Genomic DNA, 15,008 nt, shown 5'->3' with positions numbered 1-15,008 from the left:
ATCGAAACCTATTAAGATCGATTTACCCTACTGTTCAAGATCTGCCCTTAAAGAGGTCTACGTTTTTAATTGCTATGTTTTTAAGCCTAATCCGCCTAAATTCTCTTCTTTTATTTGAGTCGAAATTCGGTAGGAGAAATACCTGAGAGTCTCTTGAAAAATCGGCTGAATACCTGCACGTTTTCAAATCCGAGTTCGTACGCTATTTCAGAAATATCCCGTTTTGTATAATGCAGCAAGTTTTTAGCCTCTAACAGAATACGGTCATGGATAAGCTGAAGTGGTGATTTTTCATCAATCTTCTTAAAGGTATTGGTAATGGTCTTTGGTGATTTGTGTAATAAACCTGCATAGTAAGAGACGCTATGCTGCTCCTTAAAGTTTTGTTCAACCAGAAAATTGAATTCCCTTATTAAATTATGCTGACTATCGTCGATGAAAGACAAGGTACCTTGCATTTTGTATATTCTTGTGCACAGTATCAGGATGCGCTTGAGGACAATTTGCAGCATTTCAAGCTGCAATTCGTCTTTCATTTCTAATTCCATATCGGTTAGGTTCCAGGCATCATTCATTATCGCAAATTGCGGCTCCTGAACCGAAACAACCGGTATTTTTGCAGGTGTATAATACAATACACCTTTACAGCCGACTTCGCTATCATGGTTAATTATGCAATAGAATTCTGAATTGAACCGAAGCATTTTCATAGCGTTAATCTGCTCATATTGCACATGATGGTATTGAGAGAGACTAACAATCTGGTTGTTATTAAAAGTTTGGTGAATGCCATCGATGATCAATTTGTTTCCGTCAGATTGAAACCACAGTAGCTGCAGAGCCCCAGATACAATCGGCCTAAAGCTTCTGAAATTGTCACAATCTAGATACTCCAACTCAAAGTATTCGTTCTGCTTTCCTTGATAGATCATATTAATATTCAATTTAAAGTACTTCTATATTATTATCAAAAATACATATAATCTCAAAACACAATTTAATTTAAAGCGAATCTTTAAATCAGATCAATAGTTAAAAGTTGTTTCTTCCTTTGAGTCATTCAATTTGATAGCTAACTCAGCGAGTCGGTTGCGTATCTGATCTGACAAAGTAAAGTTTCTATCTGCTCGCACCTTATTCCTAATTTCAATTAGTAATTTGATTGTCCCGTCGAGTTTTTCAGCGTAGCTGTCATACACACCCGATCTCATTTCCAATCCTAGTACGTCAAAAACAAAGGTTGAAATACCTTTATTGAAATGTTCCAGATCGGTTGCTGAAAGTATGGCAGTCTTGTCTTTCAGTTGATTAATATACGTAACGCCTTCAAAAAGGTGTGAGATAAGTATCGGCGTATTAAAATCGTCATCCAACGCCTCATAACATTTGGCTTCCCAACCAGCGATGTCGAGTGTCGATCTATTTCCAGGCTCAAGCTTCGATAAGCTATTTATCGCTTTCATCAGGCGGTCGTATCCTTTTTCAGCAGCCAGGATCGCCTCATTCGAAAAATCCATAATACTTCGATAATGCGTTTGTAACATAAAAAAACGCGTCACCGAAGCTGAAAACGCTTTGCTAAGAACAGGATTGTCGCCAGCCAAAATCTCATCTGGCAGAATATTATTTCCACTAGATTTGGACATTTTCTTTCCATTCAGCGTTAACATATTGGCATGCAGCCAGTAGTTAACCGGTGCATGGCCCGTGGAGGCTTCTCCCTGAGCTATTTCACATTCATGATGTGGAAATTTCAGATCCATACCTCCACCGTGGATGTCAAATCTTTGCCCAAGGTATTTTGTGCTCATTGTGGTACACTCCGTATGCCATCCCGGAAAACCATCGCTCCACGGCGAAGGCCAGCGCATTATATGGTGTGGATCAGCACGCTTCCATAGCGCAAAATCCTGTTCATTCCGTTTGTCAGACTGGCCGTGAAGTGGTCTGGAGTTATCAAGCGTGTGTATCAGGTCCCGATGGCTGAGCACACCATAATCGTAATCCTCACTATACTTTGCCACGTCGAAATATACCGATCCATTCGATTCGTAGGCATAGCCCTTATCTATGATGTTCTGTATGACATTGATTTGCTCAATCATGTGACCGGTCGCCGTTGGTTCAATGCTTGGCGGCAAAAGGTTGAATTTTTGGAGGATATCATGGAAATCAACGGTATAGCGTTGAACAATTTCCATTGGTTCAAGTTGTTCCAAACGCGCTCTTTTTGCAATTTTATCTTCACCGCTATCTGCATCATCAACCAGGTGTCCTACATCAGTGATATTACGCACATAACGGACTTTATAGCCTAAATGCAGAAGATAGCGATAGATGATATCGAACGAGAGGAATGTCCTTACATTACCAAGATGTACATTACTGTACACCGTCGGACCGCAGACATACATCCCAACGTGACCATCTTGAATCGGTGTGAATATTTCTTTTTCGTTCGAAAGTGAGTTATATATTTTCAGTGGATGATCTTTATATATAGTCATATTGAATATTCAAAAGTTGCAATGTTTTGAAGGTAAATTCTAATTCACTTTTCCAACTCTTCAATAATTGCGTAATCTAACCATAATAATGCTCGATTGGGATCCGAACCAAATATGGAACGGACTACCTTACCGTTTTTATCTACCAAAACCCAGTGAGGTGTCCCCCCGGCTTGGTAATCGTGAAAAGTGGTGGCCATACCGGCATCCCTAAAAACCGGAAACCTAACATGCAATGACTTTAAATTTTCAATAATTTCATCATTGGTATATTCGGGACCTTCAAAATTGCTATGAATCCCTAATACGTTCATCTTGTCCCCGTGTTCATACGCCATTTTATTGGCAAATGGGATAGCTCTTCCTACACATCCCGGACAGCCTAAATAGAAAAACAAGATCAATAAGGGTTTTCCTTTGAAGCTATCGTAATGTGGAAGATCTTTCTGTCCGATACTTTCCAAATGCCAGGGTTGGATTTGGTTGTTCAAAATTTCCATAACAATAAATATCAAAATTCCCCTATCCTTTTCAGAAGGGGAATGCAGTTAATCGACGTAAGCATGTGCGCTTAAATCAGTTTATTCAGGTTGCCATATTGATTGAATCTGTCTGATCATCTGATTGGTAAATCCCCATTCATTGTCATACCAAGCCATTATTTTCACTAGGTCTCCATCAACAACCCTTGTCATTTCTAAATCTACGGTAGAAGCGAAAGCACTTCCTATGATATCAGTTGATACAAGGGGTTCATTTGTTACAGCGATCACTTTTTTATACCGTTCTGTGGTCGCTTCTTCTGACAGAATCTGATTGATTTCCTCAACCGTGGTAGGTCTCTCAGCAATAAAAGTAATATCCGAAATGGAGCCAACAGGGACGGGAACTCTAATGGCAACGCCGTCGAACTTTCCGGCGTACTGAGGTAATACTTTAGTAGTCGCTATGGCTGCTCCCGTAGCAGCCGGTGCCAGATTCAAGCCGGCCGCTCTACCCATGCGTGGCTCTTTTTTCGAAGGCGCATCGACAAGGCTTTGTGAAGCAGTATATCCATGTATGGTATTAAGAATTGCTTTTTTTATACCTAACCTTCTTCCCAAAATTTCTATTACAGGGCTGATGTTATTGGTCGTACAACTTGCACAAGAAAAGACCAATGTCTTATCATCTGTAGTATTTACACCATAAACAACTGTTGGAGTGTCTTTTGTAGGACCTGAAATTACAGCTGCTTTAGCACCAGCCAGAATATGCCCTTCAGCATCGGCACTGTTGGTAAATATGCCGGTACTTTCAATAACAACGTCTACATTGAGTGCTTTCCATGGTAACTCTAAAATGTTGCGTAGACTGGAATACTTGATTTCTTTATCCCCCACAAATAAGCTGTCTCCTTCAAATTTAACATCTTTAGCATACTTACCATAGTTACTGTCGTATTTAAGCAGATATGCTGCATTTTCTACCGACATCAAATCGTTTATGGCGACGACTTCAAGGTCATCGGTTTCAAAAATCAGTTTTAATGCTGCCCTTCCTATGCGACCAAATCCGTTGATTGCTACTTTTTTCATGATTTTTTATAGTTTTTTGATGATATTATCATTTATTGGTTGCCTTATTAGCTTCCTTCGCCACTTTAAAAAGTGCCGGATTAATATGGCAGTATCCTCCCGGATTCTTATCCAGGTAGTCTTGATGGTAATCCTCGGCTTTATAATATTTCTTTATGGGGGTTACTTCAACTGCTATAGCTCTGATATGTTTTGCCGCCTCTTTATTTATCCGTTGGTTTATAAGTGGTAACTGCTGGCCTGAGGTGTAATAAATGCCCGTACGGTACTGATCACCGATATCATTACCCTGTTTATTTACGCTCGTAGGATCAATAGCAAGGAAATACAAATCAAGTAACAGATTCAAATCCAATTTTTCAGCATCGTATGTAACCTTTACGGTTTCAGCGTAGCCCGTATTTTTCTGTACTACATCCTCATATGTCGGATTGTCGGTACGGCCATTGGCAAAGCCTACTTCGGTAGCGATAACACCATCTACCTGTTTAAAAAAATGCTCTGTTCCCCAGAAACATCCTCCGGCAAAATAGATAACGTCCGTGCTATCGCTATTGCCTGTCATTTCAGTAATGCTTACTTTTTCTTCCAAGCCCTTATTATGCTCGGCTTTGTTACTCATACTGTTGCTACAACCTGTCATGGCGAAGAAGCCGAGTGCGGTCGATAAGAAAACTACTATATTCATATCTTTATTTTTTTATTTTCCATTTCTTCAACAAGCTTTTTGTATACCGACTTTGTAAACCGAATATATTCTTTGGTTAAGGTATCATAGCCAACCCATTGTTGGACATTTTCATAAGGGCATGTAGGTGCGCCTTCCTCCTGTCCAGAGACCAATATATACCGATCGGGATGCAGCTGGTAAATTTCTGCCGTTACTTTGTTCATTGCTTTACAAAAAAGTTCCAAAGCGCTCAAAGTGGCAGGTGTAGCCATTCGGATTTTTGACCAGATAATCTTGATGGTAGTCTTCGGCAGGCCAAAATTTTGTGAACGGCTCCAATGTCGTTACTACCTTTCCAGGCCAGCGTTGCGAATCATCAACTAATTTGATCATTTCCACGGCATCATTTCCTTCTTCATCGTTCTGAATGAATAGTGCCGAGCGGTAACTTTTGCCCCTGTCATTGCCCTGCCTATCTACCGTGCTGGGATCATGTACCCTGAAAAAATAATCCAATAACTCCCTATAAGTTGTCTTGCTTGGATCATAGGTAATTTCAACACCCTCTGCATGGCCGGGATGATACTCGTAGGTGGGATTATCGTTCTGTCCCCCTAAGTACCCGACTTCGGTATTAATTACGCCAGGACGTGCTCTGAAAAGATCTTCCATGCCCCAGAAACATCCACCCGCCAAATATGCTTTTTTCAAATTTTCCATTACTTATAGCTTTTATTTTATTTAAGTTCTTTAAAATTTTTGATCTGAAATGCTTGAGAGATCTCAGCCCTCTACTTTCTTAAGCGCCACGGCATTGATACAGTATCTAAGACCACTTGGTGCAGGACCATCCGGAAAAACATGGCCCAAATGCGCATCACAGACATTGCAGGTCGTTTCCACTCTTATCATACCATAACCACCATCCTTATGGTAGGCAATATTTTCAACAGCTATGGGCTGAGTGAAAGAAGGCCAGCCAGAAGTGCTGTTAAATTTTTCAGTTGCATCAAACAAAGGTGTTCCACAACTGATACATTCATATTTACCCGGTTCAAATAAGCCGCACATATCCGAACTATGTGCTCGCTCAGTACCCTTCCCCCTGGTAACAAAATACGAATCGGGGCTTAACAGTTCTTTCCATTCCTCGTCTGTTTTTTCCACCCTGCGAGTCGGAACAGGATTACCTTTGTTTACGAACTTGATGATATCATTCCAGTTTAACATAACTATTTATTTTGAATGTTACTATTTATTTCCTATTTCCAACGCGGATATCTTCTTTTGAAGTTCATCCTTGGTTCGAAGACCTACTATGGTCTCCACAGCTTTTTGGTTCTTGAAAAAGATCAATGTGGGGATGCTACGCACACCAAAACGCTGGGCAAGTTCCTGTTGATTATCAACATTAACTTTAACTATTTTGACCTTCCCCTCAAAGTCTTTGGACAGGTCATCCAATGTGGGTAATAGCGTCTGGCAAGGACCACACCAGTCGGCGTAAAAATCTACAACTACGCTTGCTTCTTTTTGAATTGTTTCTTCAAATTCCTGTTTACTTTCTATTTTTCTCATAACTAAAAACTTTAATTGTTATCTAACTCCACAAAGTTAATATACGGCAATACCCTTTCTCTTACCGTTATCACCCGATATTTTGGCAATTCTTCCCATCTTAAAAATCATTTCGAATATGATGACCGAATGTTTTGCGTATTGCAGCTAGTTTAGGATTTATATTGGTTTGGCAGAAAGGTTTCTGTTTGTCTTTTTTATAATAATTGAGGAAGTGCTCCGAATTCAATCTGAAGTCTGCAAAGGGCAGTGTCTGTGTAATATATTTGGTGTCATTTTCCTTTGACAGCTTATTGATTATTAATTCGATAGTATCTTTATCATTGGGATCAAAATAATACACTGCCGAACGGTACTTGTAACGCATACTGTGTGCGCTCGCGCTACTGTGCGTCAGCAGATGCACTTCAATTAACACATCCAGTGTGATGCCTTCATTAAAATGAACAATAACCGCTTCTGAAAATGTATCATAGGGATTCAATGAGGAAATCCAGCCCTGCTCCACAAACTCAACGCCATTTAAAGCCTGAAATATGGCTTCTGTACACCAGTGACATCCTCCACCAAAACCTATTTTTTTCATATTTCTTATTAACAAATTATTATCTGAGCTGGCGTCTTTTATTAAAATAATGGATTCAACTCCTAAAAATTATCCGGAGATATTGTGTATTTTCAAAAATTCTTCGAGTTGTGATATCGTTGGATTCTTAATATAATCATTGCCCACTATTATGGTAGGGAACTTTAATTTACCTTCGTACAGACCCCGTACTTTAGCTTCGGCTTCAATATTTGTTTCCACATTAAAATCATCAAATTCTATCCATTTGCTTTGCAGATAATTCCGCAATGCAGAAGACTTGGTACACCAGTCAGTTCCATATAATTGTAATTTAGGTCTATCCATTTTTAGTTATCAATTTTTTAAATAAAGGATGTATTTTTTCCGCGTTTGTTACTATAAAGGGTGTTACAGACATCAGGATAATGGACACAGCTAAAAATATCTGATAATTATTGTCACTTATCAATTGATACTTCAACCCGCTTTGGGCGAGTACAAATGAAAACTCACCAATTTGCGCGATAGAAAATCCAACGGCAAGAGCAATTTTCCATTCCAGTCCAAATATTTTTACGGCAAGAATTCCCGCAACTGACTTTACAACAAAGACAAAAAATATCCAAAATACAATCCAACCGAAATCGGTCAGAAATATCTCGTAGTTAAGCAACATTCCCATAGAAATGAAAAAAAAGCTCATAAATACATATCGAAAAGGCAAAAAACAGGAGATCGCCATACGGTCATAATCAGTTTCGGCAATAATCAAGCCCGCAATGAAGGCACCTAAAGCAAGAGATAAGCCTAGTCGTTCGGTTACTAAGGCGATACCGGTAACGATAAAGATTAAGGCAATCAAAAATACCTCCTGGCTCTGCACCTTCATTACACTTTTTAAGAAAAAGGGGATTACAAAACGAGCCAGTACATAGGCAATGAAGCCCATCAGCACCAATTTGCCCAATAACAAACCAAACGCTGTTAATAAGTCACCACCTGCACCTGCAAGAATAGGCGTAAACAGCATAAGGGGTACGATCATAATATCCTGAAACAATAACACCGCTAATATAAATTTACCGTGGGGCGTTACTATTTTATTCGAATCCTGCAACGTTTTTATTACGATCGCCGTACTGCTCAATGAATACAAAAACCCCCAGAATATACTTCCTTCCCAGCTGGGTCGTCTTGTAAGCCAGATAAGTCCTGAAGTAATTAAGATGGTAATGACCAATTGCGCCATACCTCCGCCCAATACGTATTTTTGGATTTTTCTCAATTTGTCAAAGGAAAATTCAAGTCCAATGGTAAACAAAAGCAGTATGACTCCTATTTCCGCATACACATCCACCTCGTTCATGTTGGCAAAATAGCTGGAAGTATTTGGACTGAGCAAAATACCGGTGATTAGATAACCAATGATATATCTAATTTTAAGAAAATTGCAAACAATGATGATAGCTGTAGCAACGCCAAAAATGGCACATATATCTATAAGGATGTTATGTTGCATGAGCTTTGTTTTAGGATTTTGAGTAATGTAATGGCAAAGAGAAGGCAGGTACCGATTTGACTCCTGACGCGAAACCAATTCCTGTGTTGTTCTAAGGATTCTATGCCTTTCAGGACCCTAGTCATAATTCCTGGGTGCCAATAACTTCCTCTGTCAATACCGAATCTTATCATAGTCCTTATTAAATATGGATTTAGAGCCTTCTGGTGCATCCCTAACAGATTTTTTTTTAATGAAGATAATCGTCATAAACGCGCCTGCAATACAAAGCATTCCTGATATCTGCATTACATTTTTATAGGAATCTATGAAGCTTTCCTTATAAAATGCTGCAATTTGAGCACGATCAGACTCCTGTACTGTCGCTGGGACCTGGGCGTTTCCAAGATTTATAGCCTCAGAAACTATGAGTTTTCGGGCATCACTAGGTAATTTTGAATTTGCCAGACGGCTTTCCATTCCTGACGAGAAGAAGAAAACGGCCAAAGCCCCAAAGATGGCATAAGCAAAGACATTGGACATTTGTGCTGTTGCATTATTGATGCCCGAGGCAGTCCCTGATAATTGATCGCCTACCGAACTCATTACGGTTTTTGTAAGCGGGACAACGGTAATAGCCATACCGAGCCCGAATACAAATATCCCTGGGAAAAAAGTATTGAAGTATTCACCTGATCCATAAGTCTGCTTAATTGATGCAAGCATCATAAACCCTGTGCCAGTGATGATCGGACCTAATATCAAAAACATTCGCGCCCCGTATTTGTCTGATAATTTACCAATGTATCTGGAGAGCAATATCATAAGGATGGAAAAAGGAAGAATAGTAAGTCCTGATTCAAATTGTGAGTAACCTTGCGCCTGAACGAGATTTAACGACAGAAATAACATACCACCACCAAGACCGGCATAGAGAAATAGTGTCAATAGATTGACCCCGCTGAAGGTTCCATTTTTAAATATAGACATTGGCATCATCGGATGTTTGGCTCGCTGTTCAATCCGAACAAAACCTATGAGAAGGATAATACCGATTATCAGGGCCAAGGACACCTGCCAACTATAAATCCCTTTAGCAGGCATACTAAGAAAGCTAAATGTTAGTGCGGCTAATCCAGACACAACTGTAATGGCGCCAACAAAATCAATCGATTTATCCATCTTGTCTGACTTGACCTCATTTACATTTGTTGCCAGAACAATCAACGTAAATACACCTATAGGGACGTTAATAAAGAATATATATTTCCAAAGTCCGATGTCGGCAAGCCCTCCGCCGAGAATAGGCCCTCCGACACTGACGACAGTAGTTACTGCTGACCATGTCCCGATAGCCTTTCCCCGCTCTACTTCATTTATCGAAGAAGAAATCAGTGCAAGGCTCCCAGGGATCATTAGTGAGCCTCCGATGCCTTGTATCATTCGAAATATAATCAAAGACAAGACATTCTGAGAAAACCCACAGGCAGCTGATCCGATTATAAAAATCAATATCCCCAACATAAAAATTCGTTTACGTCCAATTTTATCGCCTAAAGATCCACCTATAAGGATTAACGATGAGAGCATCAGCAGATATGCATTCAATATCCAGAACAGCTCACTGCTTGTCGCATGAAAGTCGCTTTGCAAAGCGGGCAATGCAACATTAAGTGCAGTCGCATCTATAAATGCCATAGATGAGGCCATGATTGTACCAACCATCACCCATCTTCCCTTAAGGCTACTTAAAGCAACTGTAGACATATCTTTTTACTTGCGGTTTTAGTGGTACATAAATGGTCGGTATAATCTTTTTGGTCGTTCACGTTACTGGGTTGTATAATTCCCTGTGGCATCTGTTGAAGCCTCATCCGATGGTGGGTAGTCTCCACCACCAGCCCGAACAGTTGGATCATCAGATAGCTGGGTTTCTATATCAATCTCACCATGCAGCAACTTTGCTACCGGACAGTTCACTGCAATCCAAAGCAGGCGTTCTTTTTGCGCATCGGTAACGGGCTGACCGAATGAAAGCGTCCTGAAAATCGAAGTCTTGAACGGCTCTGCCTGTTGAAGCATATTCACGGAGCAATGTATGTCTGTAATATCCCATCCTTTCCTTTTGATATACATCCGTAAGGTGGTCAATGTACAACCTACAAGACCGGATAAAACCGTTGTAAACGGATCGGGACCGATATCATTACCACCATTAAATGTTGGTTCATCGAGAACCAGTTGCCCTGCTCGCCAATTAACAGTAACTCCCTGACGGTCTTTAATGATATCACCTGTAATATCCTTTGCGAACAATCGAACGATTTGTTTTTTGTGTATCATGATTTTTAAATTTTAGCGCTATCTTCAAAGTGTTTGGTTCCTTTTAAAAAATCCTTTTGAATTCGGCATCAAATGCCAATTAGCTTTCCTGTCAACTAGCGCTCCTTATGCGACAACTTTTATCTCTACCAATACTTCTAGCTTGAATGTCTGGATAACAACAGGTAACATGAGTGCAGACTTCAGGTTTTTAAGTATCTCTTTTGGGATTGCGACGTAGGGTCCTATTATACGCCGAAGCGGTTACCCTTACGTTTACATATGGGCACGGATGTCTCCGTAAGTCTCTGGATATTTGTTAAACATCATCGCCACAAAACCACATTTCCCTATTACTTTCAGGTTGTTTTTGCGTGCATAATCAACTACTGCGTCTACGAGTTTCTTGCCATATCCATTTTTACGCTGGGCAAAGCCAACACTGGTATATCCCGCTTCCAATATATCGGGAGTAACACTGACAAGCATTCTGCCGACTTCCTGGCCATCTGCATGAAGCGAAAAAAAAGAGATGCCATTTTGGCCTTCGTGTATTTCAATCTTTTCCATTTTTTATATTTTTTTAATAATTTGTATTTGCTTGTTATTTAAGTATGAGTTATTGTAAAAGGCATTTTTAGGTTTTCTTCCAGTTTTCTTTCAAATCGACGGTTCTGTTAAAAATAAAATGGTCCGCTGTTGAATTCTTGTCTTTTATAAAATAGCCCATTCTGACAAATTGAAAGTTTACACCTACTTCATCTCCTTTGATGAGATCATTTTCTACATATGCATTTGGCAATACCTGAATACTGTCTTTGTTAAAATGATTTAGGAATTCGTCTCCCGTTTGACTAGGGTCTTCTATTTTAAAAAGGTTACTGTAGAGCCGGATTTCAGCCGGGATCGCAAAAGGAATACTTAACCAATGGATCGTGCTTTTTACTTTAATGTTGCTTTGATCGTCACCAGACTTGCTTTCCGGAAAATATTTACAATGTAGTTCTAAGATGTTTCCATCTTCATCTTTCACAACATGCTCACATAAGATGATATATGCTCCTTTCAATCTGACCGCTCCTCCCAAAGTCAACCTGTAGTAATTCTTTGTCGGATGCTCCATAAAATCGTCCTGCTCGATCCATAGCTCCCTGCTAAATGGTACTTCACGACTACCTTTGGTTTCTTCTCCTGGTAAATTCTCTAAAACTATCTTTTCAATAGATGCCTGGTCGTAGTTCGTTATAATAACCTTCAACGGTTTTAAAACGGCAATTCTCCGCTGGGCCGTTTTGTTTAGATCCTGGCGTACACAGAATTCTAACAAATTGTAATCCGTAATCGCATCCCGTTTCGCAACGCCAATCCTTTCACAAAACTCCTGGATAGCGTTTTGGGTATAACCCCTTCGACGGAGACCGGCTATCGTAGGCAATCGTGGATCATCCCATCCGTCAACCAAGCCTTTTTCAACCAGTTGCTGCAACTTGCGTTTGCTCATGATTGTATAAGCAAGATTCAAACGAGCAAATTCAATCTGTTTGGAGGGAAATAAGCCCAATTTCTCGATGAACCAATTATAAAGCGGACGGTGTGCAACAAATTCAAGGGTGCAGGTGGAATGCGTGATGTGCTCAATAGCATCGGACTGGCCATGAGCAAAATCATACATGGGATAAATACACCACGCACTCCCGGTACGATGATGGGGAGTGTGTTTGATGCGGTACATGATCGGGTCTCTCATGTGCATATTAGCGGCCTTCATATCAATCTTAGCGCGCAATACTTTCTCCCCATCTTTGAAGCCGCCAAACTTCATCGCTTCGAATAAAAGTAGATTTTCATCTATCGAACGTCCTCTGTACCGATTAGGTACTCCCGGAACCTGGGGAGTTCCTTTCTGCTCGGCAATTTCTTCAGGTGTGCTATCGTCAACGTAAGCGAGGTCTCTTTTGATTAATTCTATGGCAAATCCGTAGAGGATTTCAAAATAGTCTGAAGCGTAGAATTCATTATGCCATTCAAATCCCAACCACTGAATATCTTCCCTGATGGCATCTATATAGCTGCTGTTTTCTCTTTCTGGATTGGTATCGTCAAACCTCAGGTTAACCCTTCCTTTGTATTTTGATGCAAGCCCAAAATTCAAGCAGATGGATTTGGCATGACCGAGATGCAGATATCCATTAGGCTCTGGAGGGAACCTCGTCGTGATACCTTCACTGTAAACCTCATTATGGATATCTTGCTCAATGATTGCTTCGACAAAATTTAATGATTCCTCCATACTTTGTTGTTTCCTTTATTTGTTAAATCATTTGGCAGCCGTTATTCAATAGCTCCGTGTTCCATAGCCGATAGAAACCGCTCACAATCCAGGGCCGCCATGCAACCACTTCCCGCAGCGGTAATTGCCTGACGGTAGTTTGGGTCTTGAGCGTCACCACAACAGAAAATGCCCTGGATATTTGTCTTTGTGGAACAATTTTTTGTTTTAATATATCCTACATCATCCATATCAATCCAACGGCTGAATAACCCGGTGTTTGGATGGTGGCCGATGGCTAAAAACAGACCGGTTACGTCCAGTTTAGTTTCCTCCGAAGTAATGTTATTGAATAGCCGAGTACCATTAACTTTTACACCATCTCCGAGAATTTCTTTTACCTCGACGTTAAACATGATTTCAATGTTAGGCGTGTTTTCTACCCGATGAACCATTGTTTTCGAAGCCCTGAAGTTGGATTTACGAACCAACATGTACACTTTTCTACAAAGTTTTGATAGGTGCAGTGCTTCCTCAGCCGCAGTATCCCCGGCACCTACAATGGCAACATCCTCACCCTTAAAGAAGAATCCATCACAGGTGGCACAAGCCGAAACCCCGTGACCCGCATACTGATTTTCCGAATCAAGTCCCAAAAGCTTTGGTGTTGCTCCTGTAGCGATAATCACAGAATCCGCCAGTAACACCTTATTTTCATCGATAGTAACTTTAAAAGGCCGTTCAGAAAAATCGACTTCGCTTGCAAACCCGATCCGCAGATCTGCGCCCATTCTGGAAGCCTGTTTGTGAAAACCTTCCATCATTTCGGGTCCCATTATACCATCGGGATATCCCGGATAATTTTCGACATCAGACGTTTTAGTAAGCTGGCCGCCGATAAGCAAGCCTGTATATAGTACAGGTTTTAGGTCTGCGCGGGCCGTATAAATGGCGGCGGTGTAACCAGCTGGTCCAGATCCGATGATCAGACATTTTATTCGTTCGTACTGTTCTGTATTCAATTGTGTCTCTGTTTTAATAAGTTAGCGTTATTTTATATTGTCGTTATACAATTCCCTGAATTTAGATAGTTTAGGATCGATAACAGCCTGGCAATATCCTCCGTCGGGGTTCTTGTTGTAGTAATCCTGATGATAATCTTCCGCTTTGTAAAAATGTTCGAACATTTCCAGTTGAGTAACAACCATATCTAAATATGATTTTTGCACTTCGTGAATAACCTTCATCGCAGTTTGTTTTTCATCTTCAGTCCTGTAAAAAATGATGCTCCGATACTGGGAACCCTGGTCTGCGCCCTGTTGGTCCACGGCTGTAGGGTTGTGGGTACTGAGATGTATTCGCAGTAAATCATCAAATGATATTTCGTTTGGATTGTAGGTAACTTCAACCATTTCAGCATGTCCGGTTATACCGCTGCAAACCTCTCTATAGGTTGGGTTGGTGATCTTCCCTCCGCTGTAGCCACTTTCTACTTTTATTACTCCTTTCAGTCGTTGAAAGATTGCTTCGGTACACCAGAAGCAGCCTCCGCCCAAATCCACCTTCTTTTCGCTAACGTCTACCTTTTTTAACGAAACGGCATTCATGCAATAACGAAGTCCACTCGGCATAGGTCCATCCTGAAAAACATGCCCCAGGTGAGCATCACAGGTATTGCAGAGCGCCTCAATACGCACCATACCAAAGGCGCTATCCTTATGGTAGGCAACTGCATTTTCTTCTATCGGCTGCGTGAAGGAGGGCCATCCAGTTCCACTTTCAAACTTGGTGTCTGCATCAAATAGTTCTGTGCCACAGCAAACGCATGCGTATCTTCCCGGTTCAAAATAGGAGCACAGGTCAGAACTGAATGCACGCTCTGTCCCCTTAAGCCGCGTAATATTGAACTGCTCTTCGGTAAGCTGTGCTTTCCATTCCTTTTCAGTCTTTTCCACTCTTTTGTCAGGAGTAGGGTTGCCGTTATTGGCATATTTTATAACATCAAGCCACTTTAGCATA

Annotated in this window: 17 protein-coding genes and 1 pseudogene; all 18 read right to left on the bottom strand. The window is 40.7% G+C overall.

The window, feature by feature from the left end:
* Window positions 1-110: 110 nt before the first annotated feature.
* The 18 genes and pseudogenes from ACMA47_RS18715 to ACMA47_RS18630 all read right to left on the bottom strand — a co-directional run bounded on the left by ACMA47_RS18715 (window position 111) and on the right by ACMA47_RS18630 (window position 15,007).
* Window positions 111-932, bottom strand: a complete 822-nt coding sequence (locus ACMA47_RS18715) for a helix-turn-helix domain-containing protein (RefSeq protein WP_413930995.1) — start codon at window positions 930-932, stop codon at window positions 111-113.
* A 93-nt stretch (window positions 933-1,025) separates the two neighbouring features.
* Window positions 1,026-2,507 carry a cysteine--tRNA ligase gene (gene cysS / locus ACMA47_RS18710; protein WP_413930994.1) on the bottom strand — a complete coding sequence of 494 codons (1,482 nt, stop codon included), beginning with the start codon at window positions 2,505-2,507 and terminating at the stop codon, window positions 1,026-1,028.
* A gap of 44 nt (window positions 2,508-2,551) precedes the next feature.
* The gene (locus tag ACMA47_RS18705; RefSeq protein ID WP_165689906.1) at window positions 2,552-2,998 is read right to left on the bottom strand and encodes a TlpA disulfide reductase family protein; all 447 of its coding nucleotides are present in this window, start codon (window positions 2,996-2,998) and stop codon (window positions 2,552-2,554) included.
* A gap of 90 nt (window positions 2,999-3,088) precedes the next feature.
* Window positions 3,089-4,084, bottom strand: a complete 996-nt coding sequence (locus ACMA47_RS18700) for a type I glyceraldehyde-3-phosphate dehydrogenase (RefSeq protein WP_070562090.1) — start codon at window positions 4,082-4,084, stop codon at window positions 3,089-3,091.
* 46 nt (window positions 4,085-4,130) lie between these two features.
* A pseudogene (gene msrA / locus ACMA47_RS18695) lies at window positions 4,131-4,640 on the bottom strand (peptide-methionine (S)-S-oxide reductase MsrA); the annotation flags it as partial.
* Between the two features lie 128 nt (window positions 4,641-4,768).
* Window positions 4,769-4,978, bottom strand: a complete 210-nt coding sequence (locus tag ACMA47_RS18690; protein ID WP_070562094.1) for a hypothetical protein — start codon at window positions 4,976-4,978, stop codon at window positions 4,769-4,771.
* Between the two features lie 4 nt (window positions 4,979-4,982).
* Window positions 4,983-5,474 carry a peptide-methionine (S)-S-oxide reductase MsrA gene (gene msrA, locus ACMA47_RS18685; RefSeq protein WP_070562096.1) on the bottom strand — a complete coding sequence of 164 codons (492 nt, stop codon included), beginning with the start codon at window positions 5,472-5,474 and terminating at the stop codon, window positions 4,983-4,985.
* 63 nt (window positions 5,475-5,537) lie between these two features.
* Entirely contained in the window at window positions 5,538-5,984 is a 447-nt protein-coding gene (gene msrB, locus ACMA47_RS18680; RefSeq protein WP_070562098.1) for a peptide-methionine (R)-S-oxide reductase MsrB, read from the bottom strand.
* A 21-nt stretch (window positions 5,985-6,005) separates the two neighbouring features.
* Window positions 6,006-6,332 (bottom strand): thioredoxin, encoded by a 327-nt coding sequence (gene trxA, locus ACMA47_RS18675; RefSeq protein WP_070562100.1) that lies wholly within the window; start codon window positions 6,330-6,332, stop codon window positions 6,006-6,008.
* A gap of 100 nt (window positions 6,333-6,432) precedes the next feature.
* Entirely contained in the window at window positions 6,433-6,918 is a 486-nt protein-coding gene (locus ACMA47_RS18670; RefSeq protein WP_413930993.1) for a peptide-methionine (S)-S-oxide reductase, read from the bottom strand.
* A gap of 69 nt (window positions 6,919-6,987) precedes the next feature.
* Window positions 6,988-7,245 carry a glutaredoxin family protein gene (locus ACMA47_RS18665; RefSeq protein ID WP_413930992.1) on the bottom strand — a complete coding sequence of 86 codons (258 nt, stop codon included), beginning with the start codon at window positions 7,243-7,245 and terminating at the stop codon, window positions 6,988-6,990.
* A complete protein-coding gene (locus tag ACMA47_RS18660; protein ID WP_413930991.1) occupies window positions 7,238-8,419 on the bottom strand; it encodes a cation:proton antiporter in 1,182 nt (393 codons plus the stop codon). Before ACMA47_RS18660 ends, ACMA47_RS18665 begins: the two co-directional genes overlap by 8 nt.
* Before the next feature lie 153 nt (window positions 8,420-8,572).
* Window positions 8,573-10,165: an MFS transporter gene (locus ACMA47_RS18655; protein WP_413930990.1), complete on the bottom strand. Its 1,593-nt coding sequence runs from the start codon at window positions 10,163-10,165 to the stop codon at window positions 8,573-8,575.
* Between the two features lie 63 nt (window positions 10,166-10,228).
* On the bottom strand, window positions 10,229-10,741 hold the full coding sequence (locus ACMA47_RS18650; RefSeq protein ID WP_413930989.1) for an OsmC family protein: 513 nt from the start codon (window positions 10,739-10,741) through the stop codon (window positions 10,229-10,231).
* 255 nt (window positions 10,742-10,996) lie between these two features.
* Entirely contained in the window at window positions 10,997-11,290 is a 294-nt protein-coding gene (locus ACMA47_RS18645; RefSeq protein ID WP_413930988.1) for a GNAT family N-acetyltransferase, read from the bottom strand.
* A 67-nt stretch (window positions 11,291-11,357) separates the two neighbouring features.
* Complete coding sequence (locus ACMA47_RS18640; protein WP_413930987.1) at window positions 11,358-13,010, bottom strand: glutamine--tRNA ligase/YqeY domain fusion protein; 1,653 nt, start codon at window positions 13,008-13,010, stop codon at window positions 11,358-11,360.
* Window positions 13,011-13,051: 41 nt separating this feature from the next.
* Entirely contained in the window at window positions 13,052-14,011 is a 960-nt protein-coding gene (trxB, locus tag ACMA47_RS18635; protein WP_413930986.1) for a thioredoxin-disulfide reductase, read from the bottom strand.
* 27 nt (window positions 14,012-14,038) lie between these two features.
* On the bottom strand, window positions 14,039-15,007 hold the full coding sequence (locus ACMA47_RS18630) for a bifunctional methionine sulfoxide reductase B/A protein (RefSeq protein ID WP_413930985.1): 969 nt from the start codon (window positions 15,005-15,007) through the stop codon (window positions 14,039-14,041).
* Between the last annotated feature and the right edge of the window lies 1 nt (window position 15,008).

The organism is Chryseobacterium sp. T20, assembly GCF_047345655.1.
Taxonomy (GTDB): domain Bacteria; phylum Bacteroidota; class Bacteroidia; order Flavobacteriales; family Weeksellaceae; genus Chryseobacterium.
This window is presented reverse-complemented; position numbering and strand designations above follow the sequence as displayed.